Raw genomic sequence first — 16252 nt, forward strand, 5'->3', positions numbered from 1 at the left:
TATGAATTTTAACAACTTTACCATAAAAGCACAGGAGGCCGTTCAAAAGGCTTCCGAGATAGCAACAGGCAACCAGCAGCAGGCTATTGAAACAGCACACCTGCTTAAAGGCTTACTATTGGTTGATGAAAATGTTATAACCTATTTATTAAAAAAACTAAATGTTAACCTCAACAGGTTAAACGATACGCTGGATACCCAGATAGCAACTTACCCGAAAGTAAGTGGCAGTAATGTGTATCTGTCGTCAACTGTCAATACTGTGTTGCAAAAGGCGCAATCTTATCTCAAGGAATTTAAAGATGAGTTTGTTTCGGTCGAGCATTTGCTGCTGGGCGTATTGGCTGCCGGCGATAAGACATCATCGGCGCTAAAAGACTTTGGCGTAAATGAAAAAGACCTGAAAAAGGCCATTACCGAATTACGCGGCGATAACAAAGTGACTGACCAGAACGCTGAAGCACAATATAATGCACTAAATAAATATGCACGCAACTTAAATGAATACGCAGAAAGCGGCAAACTCGATCCGGTAATCGGCCGGGATGAGGAAATTCGCAGGGTAATTCAAATTTTGTCGCGCCGTACAAAAAACAACCCCATACTGGTTGGTGAGCCGGGTGTAGGTAAAACCGCCATTGCCGAAGGGATTGCGTTCCGCATCATTAAAGGGGATGTTCCCGAAAGCCTGAAAACAAAAACGGTTTTCTCCCTGGACATGGGAGCCTTGATTGCCGGCGCCAAATACAAAGGCGAATTTGAAGAACGTTTGAAAGCGGTTATTAAAGAAGTGATTCAAAGTGATGGGGAAATTATCCTCTTTATCGATGAGATCCACACGCTGGTAGGTGCAGGCGGCGGGGAAGGCGCAATGGATGCTGCAAACATCCTAAAACCGGCTTTGGCACGTGGCGAATTAAGAGCCATTGGCGCAACTACCCTGAATGAATACCAAAAATATGTGGAGAAAGATAAGGCTCTGGAACGCCGTTTCCAAAAGGTAATGGTAGATGAGCCTGACACCGCTGATGCGATCTCTATTCTGCGTGGCTTAAAGGAACGCTACGAGGCACACCACAAGGTGCGGATCAAAGACGAGGCGATCATTGCTTCCGTGGAAATGTCGCAGCGTTATATCGCCGACAGGTTTTTGCCGGATAAGGCGATCGACTTGATGGACGAAGCTGCATCTAAACTACGTTTGGAAATGGATTCGGTGCCGGAAGCCGTTGATGAACTGGAGCGCCGCATTATGCAGCTGGAGATTGAACGCGAAGCTATTAAACGGGAGCGCGACGACCGCAAGGTTGCAGAGCTGAGCGAAGAGATAGCCAACCTATCCGCCCAGCGGGATTCACTCCGGGCGAAATGGCAGGGAGAAAAGGATATAGTGGACGGGATCAACAAAAAAGTTGAACAAATAGAAAATTATAAGCTGGAAGCCGAGCAGGCTGAACGTGCCGGTGATTACGGTAAAGTTGCTGAACTGCGCTATGGTACCATCCGCGAAGCACAGGCTGAGGTAGAAAAACTGAAAGCTGCGCTTGAGGAAAATAAGGATGACAGCCGTATGCTGAAAGAAGAGGTTACTGCCGACGATATTGCCGGTGTGGTAAGCCGCTGGACTGGTATCCCCGTAAGTAAGATGATCCAGAGCGAGCGCGAGAAATTACTGAACCTGGAAGGCGAACTGCACAAACGTGTGGCAGGGCAGGAGGAAGCCATTGAAGCAATAAGTGACGCTATCCGCCGCAGCAGAGCTGGTTTACAGGATAAGCGCAAGCCAATCGGTTCTTTTATATTTCTTGGGACTACCGGTGTTGGTAAAACCGAATTGGCTAAAGCACTGGCCGAATACCTGTTTAACGATGAGAATTCACTGGTGCGGATAGATATGAGTGAGTACCAGGAGCGTCATGCTGTGTCGAGATTGATTGGTGCGCCTCCGGGCTATGTGGGTTATGATGAGGGCGGACAGTTGACCGAAGCCGTACGCCGCAAACCTTACAGCGTTGTATTGCTGGATGAGATTGAAAAAGCACATCCGGATGTGTTTAACATTCTGCTGCAGGTATTAGATGACGGGCATCTTACGGATAATAAAGGGCGTGTGGTAAACTTTAAAAATACCATCATCATCATGACGTCTAATATCGGCTCTAACGTGATACAGGAGAATTTTCAGGTTTTAACAGATAAGAACCGTGACGAAGTGATCGCCAAGACCAAGAATGATCTTTTCAATATTCTGCGGGCAACCATCCGCCCTGAGTTTTTGAACCGGATAGATGAGATCATTATGTTTACCCCTTTGAGCAGGGACGAGATCACCGATATTGTGAAGCTGCAGTTTAAACACCTGCAAGGCACACTGGCCGAACTTGGCATTACCATCGAGGCATCGGACGAAGCATTGGACTGGTTAGCCCAATTAGGCTATGACCCGCAGTTTGGTGCCAGGCCGTTGAAACGGGTGATCCAAAAGAAGATTATGAATGAACTATCTAAGCAGATCCTGGCCGGCACAGTAGATCGTGACAGCAAGATAAAACTGGACATGTTTGATAACAACTTTGTTTTTATTAACGCTTAACGGGTGAGTGGTCAATGGCTGGATTAATAAAGTAATTTGATTTATCAATAAATCTAATTCCTAAAATAAGTTAGATCTATAAGCACAAAGGCGGTGTCGAACATTACGACACGGCCTTTACTGTTTCTACGCACCCTATTTATTACAACTTTGCTATCTGATCGTTGCTAGCCAAAAATCTTTGTAGGTGACCATATAGTACCACATCTAAACCGTATACATCCGGGCGGAACTGAATAGTACCGGTACTGTCTGTCCAGCAGGTAATGTAGGTAATATAAATAGGTAATTTACCTGGCACACCAATAGTTGTCGGATCTGGATTATCTTCGGTCATTGCTTGCGAGATCTTATCATAAGTTGAACCTTCGCCAAAAACAACCTTAGCAAACCCATCGGGGTTACCTAAGCGCACGCATCCGTGGCTTACAGCGCGCATCGATTTATCAAATGCCGCCTTGGCCGGGGTATCATGCAGGTATACACTGCTTTTGTTATTGAATAAGAATTTGATTTTACCCAAAGCGTTATCATCACCGGGGCGCTGTTTAAACTCATATTTGTCTTTCGGTGCATTAGCAAAATCTAATGTTTCAGGGTCTTCAATTTTTTTACCGTTTTCGTAAACATCGATATTTTTATTCGACAGGTAGTAAGGATCTTTAGCCGCTTCCACCATGATCTCCTTACTGGCTATGCTTTGCGGAATGTTCCATACCGGATTTACCTGTACGCTGTGAATCATGCTGTTCAACTGCGGGGTTTCGCGGTCAAAAGGGCGGTCGATTTTATCACTTTCGTCGTAATCTACCAATGATTCAGTTTTGTCGGTATTGCGGCCTTCACCAACACAAACTTTCATATCCAGGATAGATTTACCATTATCCATTACATCCAAACGGTAATCGGGGATATTAACGATAGCATATTTAGCCTGCGTTGGTTTATTTTTCCATCTCAGGCGTTCCAGGTTCACCACCAGGTAGCGGGTGGTTTCTTCTTTGCTGATGCCCGGGGCGGTAGTGCCATCTTTTAGTGCTTTTTGCAGAGAAAGATATTGTGGATCTTTCGGCTGGATGCTATCCAGAAAATGCCTCATATCCTTGATGTAAAAGATGCGCGACATGCCGGCGCTATCCGGGCGTTTGGTTGCGGTATAGTAACGCTGGTAAATCTTGCGCGGACTTAATATCCCGTATTGCAAGGCGTTTGAATAATTGATCAGCGAATTGGCAGTGGTGATCTCCAGTAAAGCAATATCACGGTAAGCCTCATCTAAATTTTTGATCGCTTTCTTATCCTTAAATTTAGCTACCAGCGCATTGATCTGGTCAGCGTTGAACATCTTCGGATCCAGACCGTGCTCCCCGGCCTTTGAAAAATACGTAGCTGTTACATCCACGTCGCCGTTAAAAATATGATCCATTACAAAAGCCGGGTCATAATCGTTTGCTTCGTAATAGGCGTTGATCAGGTTAGGATTATTTACATGGCTTTTTTCCTCTGCAAGTACTTTTTTAAATACTTCAGCAAGGCCTTCGGGTGTTGCATCTTTAAAAACCTTGTTATTCGTTTTTTTGAAAAGTGTAGCGCCAAGGTCAGACCGGCTCTTTTTTGAGCAGCTTTGGAAAACCAGCGCCAACGCAGCCATCATGAAGATGGTTAAAGCAAGTTTATTTTTTAGGATAGATTTTTTCATCTGCTAATTTAAATGGTAAATTTGGTTCAACATAGCAATAGGCATACCACAATTCCAATTTGTTGTAGGCCTTGGCCGGCTAGCTATCTATCAGCTCATATACATGAAAAAATATCTCTTACTGTTTCCGTTAATTGTGTTGGTTGCCTGCAAGCCAATGGCGCAAACATTTAAGCCTGTAAATAAAAACGCGACCAGGGAGGTTAATGATTTGCTGGCTTATCTTTATGAGATAAATGGTAAACAGATCCTTTCTGGTCAGCATAATTATAATAGCGATCTGAATGTGTTTTCGGATAGCGCCCGTAACATCACGGGCAAAAATCCGGCACTTTGGGGTACTGATTTTATCCTTTGGGGTGATAAAGATTTGGGGCAGAACATTGTTAACGAATCGATCAAAAAATCGCGTGAGGGTTACCTCGTTAGCCTGATGTGGCACCAGGGCAGGCCTACGGATGAACCGCCGTACGATTGGAAGAAGAGTGTACAAGGAAAACTTACCGCAGCCGAATGGAAAGAATTGATAACACCCCATACTGCTCTAAACAAAAAGTGGCTGGCCCAGATCGATGTGATAGCCGGATACCTGAAGCAGCTGCAGGATGCGCATGTGCCGGTGCTTTGGCGCCCATACCATGAAATGAACGGTGTTTGGTTTTGGTGGGGGAACAAAAAAGGCCCCGACGGTATCGTTAAGCTGTACAAAATGATGTACGACAGGTATACCAATTACCATCATTTAAATAACCTGATCTGGGTTTGGGGGGCAAACAGCTTGCGTGATATTCCTGAGGATGAAGCTTATCACTATAAAGACTACTACCCAGGCGCAAATTATGTAGATATTTTAGGTGCCGACGTTTATCATTTTGATTACGAACAAAACGATTACAACGAATTGCTGGCCTTGGCAGCAGGTAAGCCCATTGCACTAACCGAGAATGGCGAATTACCCAATGCCACGATCTTAAAACATCAGCCCAAGTGGCTTTGGTTCATGACCTGGACGAGCTGGCTATGGACTGATAATACCAAAGAAAGAGTTAAAGAGGTTTATGCCCTGCCCACTACGCTAAGCCATGATGATGTGAAAGCACGCCTGGCAACCAAGCCATAACCAAACTATGAGTAAACAACCCGAAGTGTGGATGCGCGGCCCCTTGCCGGGGATGGCTCCATTAGTGCAACCCGTTGCGTTCGCATTGCTGCAGGTACGAGAAGAACTTGATGTATTGATGGATGGTTTTCCGGATGATCAGCTTTTTGAAACGGTTGCGGGAATGGCATCGGTTGCATTTCATTTGCAGCATCTGACGGGTGTGCTGGACCGGCTTTTTACCTACGCCAGAAATGAAAGATTATCTGAGACCCAGCTTGAATATCTTGCAGCCGAAGGCAAAATGAATACAAAAATATACACTGCTTCGCAATTAGTCGAAAAATTTAATTTGCAGGTAGATGAAGCACTTGCTGAACTTAAGCAGGTAGAGGAGGTTACGCTTACAGATTTCAGAGGCGTTGGCAGGGCAGGGTTACCATCTACCAAAATGGGCCTTTATGTACATGCTGCGGAACATACAACCCGGCACTTTGGACAGTTGCTGGTAACTGTAAAAGTTTTACAAAGCACCGGCCTTTAATATGATTTGGAATAAACACTTCTTGGTTACCGAAACGAAGTCAAACCAACACAAGAGGGTTGCCGCATAATTCGTCAATTATTTTCAAATAATTGATTGTCGATAGTATAATATGGGTTGACATTGAATAAAGTTAAGTGGTGGTAACCTTTCTTCGCTGAACTATACCGGGACGATGTGCTCCTGATAAAATCAGTAAGATCAGCCCTTGGTTACTATCCGCGATATTTCCTTGTAATCTTTTCCACGGTAAGTTACCGTAGCATCTGTATGGTTATCCCCCGGGTCAAATAAAAAGGTATCTATGCCCAGCTCATTTGCCGCTCTGATCTCTGATTTGGGATCGTCGCCAATAACCAGCACCTCTGCAGCTCCGTAGTGATTCTCCTGCATGATCATCTCAAAAATATCCTTCTTGGTTTGGGCTGATTTTTCAGGGTCTACGATATAGATGCCTTTAAAATCTGCCTCAATGCCCAGCATTTTTACTTTACTTAATTGAAGTTTGGTAAAACCGGTTGTTACCAGGTATTTTTCTATCAGGATTTCCCGCAAATCGGTATACTCGTCGAAAGCCTTCATGGGAATTTCCACTTCAATATCGCTCAGCAATTCCATCCCCCGGGCTTTTAATTCCGGACTAAAGCCAAAATCATCTGCCACATACTGGTAGGGTCGGCGGGTGAGTTCGTGTTTTGCCTTTGTTACTATGTCGCTGTCTCCCGGCTGCAAATGTTCATCTATCAATAGAAACAAATTTGCAAATAGGTGATCGCCAATTGAGCTAACCGGGTAAATGGTATTATCGAGGTCGAGTATCAAAACGCGTTTCATGTGGGAATGTTGGTGGGGTAAATTAATAAGTTGCTTATGCTTCCTGCATTTCTGCTTCGGCAAGTTTAATGTCTGCTAATATCTTGTCTTCGGCATGGTAGCGGTACATCAGGAGCATGCCTGCGCAGACCACCGCAGAGATGCCGCCCAGGATTCACCATAGGAGCTTAAAGCCCCCATGCTGAATAACCTGGCTGCCAAATGTTGGTGCGATAACCTGCGCTGCCGACCAGGCCATGGTATAAAGCGCCGCATACTGCCCCCGATTAGTTGAAGTTGAGCGTGATACCCAAAACGAGTTCATAAAAGGCATGCTTAGCATTTCGCCAAGGGTAACGATGAGTACCACCAGGATAGCTGCAGCTGCACTTGCAGGTAAAAAATTAAGCAGCACAAAGCCAATTCCCGTAACTACAACACCGGCGGCGATGATCAGCAACGGGTGCTTTCGCCGTTCCAGGTAGTTGACCATCACCAGTTCAACGAGTGCAATGATAATACCGTTTAGCGCCAGCAGCGAACCAATAAAACGCTCGTTAAAATGCCATTCCAGCTTGTAAAACACCGGTTCCATGATGAAGAACTGAAAGAAACAAATATTAAAAGGGGTGATCAGCAGGATAAAGAGCAGGTATACTTTATCTTGGTAAGCGGATCTGTTAGTTGCTGATGCAACTTTGTTTTTCACCGGCGGGGTATACGCAGATCTTGGCATCAACTTTAACAGCATTAAAGCCGCAAAAATATTAGTACAGCCATCTACCCAAAACAATAAATGGTAATTGAATGAGGCCAGAAAGCCACCGGTAGCAGCACCCACGGCCCAGCCTAGATTCACGGCTAACCTGTGCAGTGAGTAGGAGCGGGTTTTATTTTCGGGCTTGCTGTAAAACGCAACGGCAGTAGAATTGGCCGGGCGAAAAGCTTCATTACAAAAGCTAAGTAAAAAGGTGCCGATAGCCAAAGTGATAAATGTTGTTTGGAATCCCAATACGATAAACATTAACCCGCCACTTAATAAGGTGCCTACCTGCATATCATAAAAGCCGATCTTATCAGATAGTAAACCTCCGAAATAAGCACCGATGATAGATCCAATACCAAAAAGAGCCATGATATACCCGGCCTCTGTAACCGAAAAGTGCAATTGTTTGATGCAGTAAATGGTTAGGAGTGGCACCACCATGGTGCCACTCCGGTTGATGAGCATTACGATGCTCAGGTACCAGTTGTTGCGCGATAAGCCGCTGTAGGCATTTTTGTATACGGTAATTATAGACACGAAGGAAAAGATTAAGGGTTAGCCTATAGGATAATCAAATTTAGGTTTTGTATCTAGAAATACGTTGTTTTGAGAATTATAATATTTTAAGTCATAAGCGGGCTATCTTAAAATCAGTAATTTTAAATACTAAAAAAGATCACCATGAACGTTACCGAGATTATGGCCGAACTGGAATCAAAGGGTAGCGAAAGCATCAAAAAAATCCTGCTGAAGCACGGGGTTAAAGAACCGTTCTTCGGCGTTAAGGTGGAGTATCTCAAACCGATTCAAAACAAGATCAAAAAAGATTACCAGCTAGCAAAAAACCTTTTTGCTACAGGCAATGCCGACGCTATGTACCTGGCCGGCTTAATTGCTTATGATGCTGCCATGACGCAAGCTGACCTGCAAAGCTGGGCTGAAGCAGCGGTGTCTAACAACATTAGTGAATATACTGTACCATGGGTTGCTGCCGGCAGCAGGTATGGTTTCGGGATGGCGCTGCAATGGATAGAAAGCCCTGTTGAACACATTGCAGCCACCGGATGGGCTACGCTGAGTAATACTGTTGCTTTGAAAACCGACGCAGAGTTGGACATGGAGAAGTTGCACAATTTGCTATCCCGGGTGGAGCAACAGATCCACTCCTCGGCAAACCGGGTGGTGTATACTATGAACGGATTTGTTATTGCATTGGGCTCCTATGTTGACGAATTAGCAGCGGAAGCCATTGCTGCAGCCACGCGCATAGGCACAGTTACTGTGGATGTGAGTGATACGGCCTGTAAAATACCAGTTGCGCTGGAAAACATTAACAAAGTAAGGTCGAAAAGAGGCGGTACGGCACCTAAGAAAAAGAACCTTAAATGTTAATAAACTTATTTTTAAAAAAGCACAATAAGAAACGCGAAGTAAGGTTTACAATTTCGAATTTCTGTTCCGCAGCCAATGATCTGCTAAAACCAGTGCTGCCATAGCTTCTACAATGGGCACCGCACGTGGCACTACACAAGGGTCATGCCGTCCCTTCCCGGTGATCTCGGCAGCATTGCCCTCGCTGTCTATCGTTTGCTGGTTGTGCATGATCGTAGCAACTGGTTTAAAGGCTACTTTAAACTCGATTGGCATGCCATTACTGATCCCACCCTGAATACCTCCCGAAAAATTGGTGCGGGTGGTTACATTACCAGCTGCATCTTTTAAAAAGATATCGTTGTGTTCTGATCCCAGCATTTCACTGCCGCTAAAGCCCGAACCGAATTCAAATCCATGTACAGCATTAATGCTAAGCATAGCTTTACCCAGGTCGGCATGTAGTTTGTCAAAAACCGGGTCGCCTAGGCCAACCGGGCAATTTTGTATATAGCAGCTTACTTTACCGCCCACCGTATCGCCCTGTTTGCGAATGCCATCTATAAATTCTATCATCTCTACGGCGGTAGCCGGGTCGGCACAGCGTACAATGTTTTGCTCGCGGATAGCTAAAAACTCCTGCGCGTCTTCAATAAATACATTGGGCGCATCTATTCTGCCAACGCTGCTTACATGGGCCAGTACTTCGATGCCCTGCGTTTTCAATAATAATTTGGCTAATGCACCAGCGGCAACACGCGCCGCGGTTTCGCGGGCAGACGAACGGCCGCCGCCACGGTGATCGCGGATGCCGTATTTTGATTGATAAGTGTAATCTGCATGCGACGGGCGGAACACATCCACATTATGGCCGTAATCTTTTGAACGCTGATCCTCATTCGGGATAATCATTGCTATCGGTGTACCTGTAGTTTTTCCTTCAAAAGTGCCTGAAAGAATTTTTACGGTATCAGCTTCTTTACGCTGTGTGGTGATCTTACTTTGCCCTGGTTTGCGCTTATCCAGTTCGCCCTGGATATAATCCAGATCAACCGTTAAGCCTGCCGGGCAACCATCAACGATCACGCCGATAGCCTCGCCATGCGATTCACCAAAAGTTGTTATCCTGAATATTTGCCCGAATGAGTTACCTGCCATATGGCCCCCTAACCCCCCGAAGGGGGAATGTTTGATAATGTGAAATTAATAATTGTGCTATAATCTTCGGCTCTGCTTCAAAAGGCCGGGTGGCTCGCAAAGCCCACCTTTGCCAAATCCTTCCAAAATGCCGGGTATGATTTTTCTACCACATCGGCATCTTCTATTTCCAGTTCGGGGATCAGGATAGCCAGCGGCGCAAAGGCCATCGCCATACGGTGATCATCGTAGGTATTTACAAACATGCGCTGCGGCAATTGTTTTTGGCTGCAGTCCAGTTTGTACACCTGGCCTTTTTCTGCCAGTTTCACCCCGATCTTGTCCAGCTCTGTCTGCAGGGCAAGGATACGGTCGGTTTCTTTGATCTTCAAAGTTTCCAGCCCGGTAAAGCTGGCTTCGTGGCCCAAAGCTGCACATACTACGATAACTGTTTGCGCCAGATCCGGGCATTCTTTCATGTCGAAGATTTTCCGAACAACCGGCTTTGGTTCCTTGGTTAAAAGCACACCACCATCTTTAAATTGCGATGTGATACCAAAGTTAGCCATGATCTCGGTAATTACGCTGTCGCCTTGCAGGCTGTAGGAAGTTAAGCCCGGCAGAAATAACTCGGCCTCATCACTTAGGGCCGCTATGGCGTACCAGTAGGATGCTGCGCTCCAGTCGGGTTCGATGTGTAACGATGTAGTTGCAAACTCCTGATTTAAAATCGAAATAACATTGCCCTGCCAGCTGTGCTGTATATTTGCCTGCTTCAACATCGCTAAAGTCATTTCTACATACGGTTGCGAAGTTAATTCGCCCTCTATATGTAATTCCAAACCGAAAGGCAGTTTGGCAGCAATGAGTAGTAGCGCAGTGATATACTGACTGCTGATATTACCCTTTATACTGATCTTACGAGTTTGCTGCTCAAAACTGCCTTTTAGTTTGATAGGAGGATATCCGGCCTTTTCTTCAAATTCAATATGGGCACCCAACTCGCTCAGCGCATCAACCAATATTCCAATTGGCCTTTGCTTCATCCTCTCGCTGCCTGTTAATATTACTTCTTCTTTACCAATGGCGTAATATGCTGTTAAAAACCGCATCGCCGTACCAGCTGGACCGATGTTGACGGTTTGTGGTATCTGGTTAATTACCTCGATTTCATGCTCCTCATCCTCACCAATAACCACTTTCGGACTTTCGGACTTCCGGACTTCCGACGTCCTCAAAATTCCCGCAAGAGTAACCGTATCCGCCGCATCTGAAATGTTCTCAACTTTTACTTTACCATCGCTAAGCGCTTCGATTACCAACGCACGGTTACACTCACTTTTTGACCCGGTAAGCTGTATGGTGCCATCGGCTGATTTGCCTGTTTTGGAAAGTATGATGTTATGTTTCATTTTATTAATTCGATCTCGCTTCTAAGCCTAACTATAAAAAATGTCGTCCGTAGGAGTTACAAGGAGAAATCCTACACGCTTAGCAAATTGTGTAAGATTTCTCTTTTGTGTCTCCCGCTATCCTTGCCTGGCACTATCGAATGACCGGGTTGTATAGTTTCAAACAGAACTTTAGCGTTTATTAAACGTGTGTTAACTTTTCTGCCGCCTGGCCTGCTTCACTTTTGTTCATGATCTCGGTTTGTTTACGGATCGATTCACTGTGCATCAGCTCCAGTAATTTTTCTGTAAACTCCGGGCTCAATTTTAGGGCTTTTGCGTAGCTGGTGCGTTTGTGCAGAATCTCGTCCCAGCGGTTCACCTGTAAAATAGTAATGTCGTTATCTTTTTTGTAATTACCGATCTTCTCAACTATCTGCATGCGTTCTGCCATTTTCTGGATCACCAGGTCATCAATCTTGTCGATCTGGCTACGTAGTTCGTGCAACTTGTCATTAACTTCCGTGTTACGAACTTCGGGCTTGCGCAGGTGCAGGTTATCAATGATATCGGCTAAAGCAGCAGGGGTAACCTGTTGTTTAGCATCTGTCCAGGCAACGCTTGGGTCAATGTGCGATTCGATCATCAAACCCTGCATGTCCAGGTCTAACGCTTTTTGAGAGATGTACCCGATCAGGTCACGGTTACCGGTAATATGGCTTGGATCGTTGATGATTGGCAAATGTGGCGCAAGCGTTTTTAATCCGATCGCCAGATCCCACATTGGCTCGTTACGGAATGCTGTTTTTTCGTACGATGAAAAACCGCGGTGAATAGCCGCCAGTTTGGTGATACCTGCGTTATTGATACGCTCCAGTGCGCCTACCCATAAAGACAGATCTGGGTTAACCGGATTTTTTACCATTACGGGTATATCAACACCACGCAGTGCATCAGCAATTTCCTGAACGGTAAATGGGTTAACAGTTGAGCGTGCACCTACCCAAAGGATATCCACACCAGCTTTTAAAGCTTCTTCCACATGTTTAGCAGTAGCTACTTCTACAGCGGTTGGCAAGCCGGTTTCCGCCTTAGCGCGTTTTAACCACTCCAAACCAATGCTGCCAATACCTTCAAACTCTCCGGGGCGGGTACGGGGTTTCCAAATACCTGCGCGCAGGGCACTTATCTTGCCGGTTTTGGCTAAGATGTGCGCTGTGGCTACCAATTGATCTTCTGTTTCGGCGCTGCATGGGCCGGCAATTACTAATGGCTCTATGCCCGATTTGTTGATCCAGGTGTTAAGCGGCTGTATGTTTAAGTCAAGTTTCATATCGATTTGTTGTTTTTTTTGGAGTCCGGATAATCGGAAAGACCGAAATTCCGGAAGTAATTTTTTGGTTATGTTATTTAATTGTTATGCTTTTATTGTTTAAATTTATAGTTCAGACTTACCGGCTTCCGGTCTTCCCACTTAATCTTAGTCCATTTTTTTGATCGTGATGTACTTCCTGGGTTTGGTTGCCTTAGGCAGTAAGGGCGCTATTTCCTCTTCGTATTTTTCATACTCACCCAGGATATTAAAATTATGTGTGTATTTCAGGATTTGGCGGATGCATGCATCGTAATGCTTTGTCTCCGTCCATTCAATGTCTACATAAAAGTTATACTCATTGCGTTTGCCCAAAACCGGCATACTTTGAATTTTGCTCATATTAACATTTTCCTGAGCGAAGATATTGAGCACTTTGGCCAGTGACCCAACCTCATTGCTTACCTGGAAACAAAGGGATGCTTTATTGCCGGGTTTCTTTTTAGCGTTCTCGTGTGTGGTTAGAATTAAAAAACGGGTGAAGTTCTTTTTGTTCGATTCGATCCTGCGTTCCAAAACTTCTAAACCGTATAAGTTTGCCGCTAAAGAGTTAGCTATGGCAACGGTATCGGTCAGCTGCTCATCGCGGATCCGTTTGGCGCAGGCGGCGGTATCGTTGCTCTCCACAATTTTCAGATTCGGGTACTCATCAAAAAAGTCAACACACTGGCGAATGGCGATGGGATGGGAGGTTACGTATTTTACGTTCTCAAACTTTACGCCGGGCAAAGCCATCAGGTGCAGTTGGATCGGTACGTAAACCTCGCCAACTACCGGGAAGCTGTAGCTCATCAGCAAAGAGTAGTTGGGCAGGATACTGCCGGCAATGCTGTTTTCAATCGCCATTACAATGTAATCAGCCTCATCGTTCTTAAGCGCATCAAAGGTTTGCTTAAAAGAATTGCACTCTACAGTGTGGATTTTTTCGCCAAAATATTTGAAGGCGGCCTCTTCGTGAAAGGAGGCGCGGATCCCCTGGATAGCAACTCTTGGTATTTCTGGTTTCATAAAAGCTTCAAAGCAAAAAGTCCCGGCTGTTTGGGCCGGGACTTTTTAGTTTATATGTTTTGTTAGTACATATCAGTCCCGGCTCTTACTGCTAAAGTAAAAGTAGAAACCATAAAAATATGCACGTGAATTGTTCATTGTTGTTGTTATGCTGTAAATGTACAAGTAAAAATCAATTTGTCAATAGATAATTTTATTTTTTGTAGATATTTTGGAGCGAACAAAATTTTATTGGGTAAAAATGGTAAATTTCAATTGTTTAGAACAATATAATGATTTTTTTAAAGTGCAAATCGGAATATAAATTTTACGGGTAAATGCGGCAGCAATTCAGCTTGATCCGTAAGCTATTAAAATAAACAGCCAAATCATGGCCAATACATCCTCCCGCTCATCTACTGGAGCAAATTTCCAGTGATTTACTGCCTAACCTGTCAACTATTTTTTAGGATGGAGTGTCTTAAAACATTTGTTGAAATCGAGAGAAAAAAAATTACCTAATGAATGCTAGCCGCTTCCTTCCGGTAAGCCCTCTGCATCGCCCTTGCTGTTTGTGTGCTGCCATCATGGCTCCATCCCGGGGGCTTCACAAAATAGAGCAGCTTATTTCTTAGCCCGGGTGCTTTGCTTGCATCGGCTATGAGTGCCTTCCATTCATGAAAGAGGACGTTCACCGGTCCCATGTGTTCAGGTTGATGCGTCAGGCCGTATTTAACAGGTTCTGCAGGGTCTTCGTCATGAAAGGTGCCGAAGAGGCGATCCCAAACGATAAACATCATCCCCATATTCTTATCCAGGTAGGGGATGTTTGATGCATGGTGTACACGGTGATGCGCCGGCGTAACAAACACAAAAGCGTACCATTTAGGCAGTGGAATTTGATATTGGGTATGCACGATATTCCCGTACAACTGGGTAAGCAAATACGCGTACAAAATATCTATTGCGTTAAAACCGATCAGTGCCAGCGGCATATAAAAAAATGTCCTGTACAATGGCTCAAAAACGGTGGACCGGAAACCCGTGGTAAAATTAAAATGCTCCGAAGAGTGATGTGTAACATGCATGGCCCAAAACATACGGCAATAGTGGCCGGTATAATGCAAGATCCAGTATAAAAAATCCTGTAACACCACCAGTACACACCAATAAACTATTGGGTTACCGATCTCAAAAAACCTGTACCGGTAAGCAAAGTTAAGCAGGAAAAACCCGGTACCGTTTACGGCCAGGTTCAAGAAAAAGGCTAGCGTGGTTAAATAGAAATTGGTAAAGGTATCGCGCTTATCGTAATAGTTCCTGTTTTCGCGGTAGCTGAAATACATTTCCGTTAAGGTAAGTATGATCAGCAGGCTAATTAGTACAATTACAGCTTCGTTACGGGCATTTAAATGGGGCATTTATAAATTTGCGTAATATCTTAAACTATCGCAAAGTTCGTCCTCCGTGCAGATATTATCAATACTATACTGTCCTATCCGTGTCAATAAAGTACAATTGATGTGTGCATTGAGGTTTTTCTTGTCTTTCAGCATTAGTTGGTACAATTCACTGTGACATACTTCAGGCACCTGGTGTATCGGGTAAAGCTTGTTTAAAACACTGCTGATCTCCGTCAGTTGTTCTTCCGGTAAACCCACTTTTTTGTGAGACAGCCACGCTTCACAGATCATCCCAACGGCAATAGCCTCACCATGGGTTAAAGGATGCTTATCATTCAGCATGGAATAGGTTTCTATAGCATGCCCAATGGTATGCCCAAAGTTAAGGGCCTTGCGAATGCCTTTTTCCAGCGGATCTGCAATTACCACATCGTTTTTGATCGCTACCGAACGGTGTACCAGCTCAGCAGATGGCAAACTCAGGTCGCTGTTCTTAAGCTGATCCCAATAGGCTGCATCGCAGATCAAGCCATGTTTAAGCATCTCTGCCAGGCCGGAGAGGATCTGTCTTTCTGGTAGTGTCTTAAAAAAATCCGCAGACATAAACACCGCCTTTGGCTGCGTGAACGTGCCGATGATATTTTTAATGCTATCCATATCAATGCCGGTTTTGCCGCCAACAGATGCATCTACCTGCGAAAGCAGGGTAGTGGGTACGTGGACAAAATCTATCCCCCGTTTGTACGTTGAGGCTACAAAACCGCCCAGATCAGTTACCACACCGCCACCGAGATTGATCATCAGCGCTTTCCTGTCGGCACCAAAATCTATCAGCATTTTCCAAACGCCTATACAAAAATCAATGTTCTTGCTTTCTTCGCCCGCGTTTATCTCAATGATATCGTAATTATCTGCCTCGCCCAGATACTCATGGAGTAAAGGCATGCACTGTTTAGAGGTGTTTTCGTCTGTTAAAACAAAAGTACGGGAATAGTTACCGTGTTTAATAAAGTTTACCAGTTCGGCCAGGCTGTTCTCAAAGAAGATCTGGTAGCCGTCGCTTTGTATCGTATCCAT

General features: G+C 44.8%; 11 protein-coding genes and 2 pseudogenes. 4 read left to right on the forward strand and 9 right to left on the reverse strand.

Annotated features, from left to right (window positions below):
• The first annotated feature begins 1 nt into the window (after position 1).
• Positions 2-2593 carry an ATP-dependent chaperone ClpB gene (locus A0256_16845; GenBank protein ID AMR32967.1) on the forward strand — a complete coding sequence of 864 codons (2592 nt, stop codon included), beginning with the start codon at positions 2-4 and terminating at the stop codon, positions 2591-2593.
• Between the two features lie 142 nt (positions 2594-2735).
• Here A0256_16845 and A0256_16850 read toward each other — a convergent pair whose 3' ends face one another.
• The gene (locus A0256_16850; protein ID AMR34595.1) at positions 2736-4244 is read right to left on the reverse strand and encodes a hypothetical protein; all 1509 of its coding nucleotides are present in this window, start codon (positions 4242-4244) and stop codon (positions 2736-2738) included.
• Between the two features lie 151 nt (positions 4245-4395).
• On the opposite strand from A0256_16850, the gene A0256_16855 reads away from it, so the two are divergent.
• The gene (locus A0256_16855; GenBank protein ID AMR32968.1) at positions 4396-5412 is read left to right on the forward strand and encodes a hypothetical protein; all 1017 of its coding nucleotides are present in this window, start codon (positions 4396-4398) and stop codon (positions 5410-5412) included.
• Positions 5413-5419: 7 nt separating this feature from the next.
• Positions 5420-5935 (forward strand): metal-dependent hydrolase, encoded by a 516-nt coding sequence (locus A0256_16860; protein ID AMR32969.1) that lies wholly within the window; start codon positions 5420-5422, stop codon positions 5933-5935.
• A gap of 201 nt (positions 5936-6136) precedes the next feature.
• On the opposite strand, the gene A0256_16865 is transcribed toward A0256_16860, so the two are convergent.
• Positions 6137-6769 (reverse strand): hypothetical protein, encoded by a 633-nt coding sequence (locus A0256_16865; protein ID AMR32970.1) that lies wholly within the window; start codon positions 6767-6769, stop codon positions 6137-6139.
• 34 nt (positions 6770-6803) lie between these two features.
• Positions 6804-8051 (reverse strand): annotated as a pseudogene (locus tag A0256_16870) (MFS transporter).
• 144 nt (positions 8052-8195) lie between these two features.
• On the opposite strand from A0256_16870, the gene A0256_16875 reads away from it, so the two are divergent.
• The gene (locus tag A0256_16875; protein ID AMR32971.1) at positions 8196-8906 is read left to right on the forward strand and encodes a DNA alkylation repair protein; all 711 of its coding nucleotides are present in this window, start codon (positions 8196-8198) and stop codon (positions 8904-8906) included.
• 45 nt (positions 8907-8951) lie between these two features.
• On the opposite strand, the gene A0256_16880 is transcribed toward A0256_16875, so the two are convergent.
• The 6 genes and pseudogenes from A0256_16880 to A0256_16905 form a co-directional block, all read right to left on the reverse strand.
• Entirely contained in the window at positions 8952-10043 is a 1092-nt protein-coding gene (locus tag A0256_16880; GenBank protein AMR32972.1) for a chorismate synthase, read from the reverse strand.
• Positions 10044-10120: 77 nt separating this feature from the next.
• Positions 10121-11434, reverse strand: coding sequence for a 3-phosphoshikimate 1-carboxyvinyltransferase (locus A0256_16885; GenBank protein AMR32973.1), 1314 nt, complete (start codon positions 11432-11434; stop codon positions 10121-10123).
• Between the two features lie 181 nt (positions 11435-11615).
• Positions 11616-12746: a 3-deoxy-7-phosphoheptulonate synthase gene (locus A0256_16890; GenBank protein AMR32974.1), complete on the reverse strand. Its 1131-nt coding sequence runs from the start codon at positions 12744-12746 to the stop codon at positions 11616-11618.
• 216 nt (positions 12747-12962) lie between these two features.
• Positions 12963-13793: pseudogene (locus A0256_16895) on the reverse strand (prephenate dehydratase).
• Between the two features lie 497 nt (positions 13794-14290).
• Positions 14291-15193: a sterol desaturase gene (locus A0256_16900; protein ID AMR32975.1), complete on the reverse strand. Its 903-nt coding sequence runs from the start codon at positions 15191-15193 to the stop codon at positions 14291-14293.
• Complete coding sequence (locus A0256_16905) at positions 15194-16252, reverse strand: 3-dehydroquinate synthase (protein AMR32976.1); 1059 nt, start codon at positions 16250-16252, stop codon at positions 15194-15196.

It is taken from the genome of Mucilaginibacter sp. PAMC 26640 (assembly GCA_001596135.1).
Lineage (GTDB): Bacteria > Bacteroidota > Bacteroidia > Sphingobacteriales > Sphingobacteriaceae > Mucilaginibacter.

What these genes read in the sequence shown, in the direction of transcription:
- A0256_16845 (AMR32967.1), top strand. Translation starts at nt 2, where the DNA reads ATGAATTTTAACAACTTTACCATAAAAGCACAGGAGGCCGTTCAAAAG.
- A0256_16905 (AMR32976.1), bottom strand. Translation starts at nt 16,252, where the DNA reads ATGGATACGATACAAAGCGACGGCTACCAGATCTTCTTTGAGAACAGC.
- A0256_16885 (AMR32973.1), bottom strand. Translation starts at nt 11,434, where the DNA reads ATGAAACATAACATCATACTTTCCAAAACAGGCAAATCAGCCGATGGC.
- A0256_16880 (AMR32972.1), bottom strand. Translation starts at nt 10,043, where the DNA reads ATGGCAGGTAACTCATTCGGGCAAATATTCAGGATAACAACTTTTGGT.
- A0256_16890 (AMR32974.1), bottom strand. Translation starts at nt 12,746, where the DNA reads ATGAAACTTGACTTAAACATACAGCCGCTTAACACCTGGATCAACAAA.
- A0256_16855 (AMR32968.1), top strand. Translation starts at nt 4,396, where the DNA reads ATGAAAAAATATCTCTTACTGTTTCCGTTAATTGTGTTGGTTGCCTGC.
- A0256_16900 (AMR32975.1), bottom strand. Translation starts at nt 15,193, where the DNA reads ATGCCCCATTTAAATGCCCGTAACGAAGCTGTAATTGTACTAATTAGC.
- A0256_16865 (AMR32970.1), bottom strand. Translation starts at nt 6,769, where the DNA reads ATGAAACGCGTTTTGATACTCGACCTCGATAATACCATTTACCCGGTT.
- A0256_16850 (AMR34595.1), bottom strand. Translation starts at nt 4,244, where the DNA reads ATGGCTGCGTTGGCGCTGGTTTTCCAAAGCTGCTCAAAAAAGAGCCGG.
- A0256_16875 (AMR32971.1), top strand. Translation starts at nt 8,196, where the DNA reads ATGAACGTTACCGAGATTATGGCCGAACTGGAATCAAAGGGTAGCGAA.
- A0256_16860 (AMR32969.1), top strand. Translation starts at nt 5,420, where the DNA reads ATGAGTAAACAACCCGAAGTGTGGATGCGCGGCCCCTTGCCGGGGATG.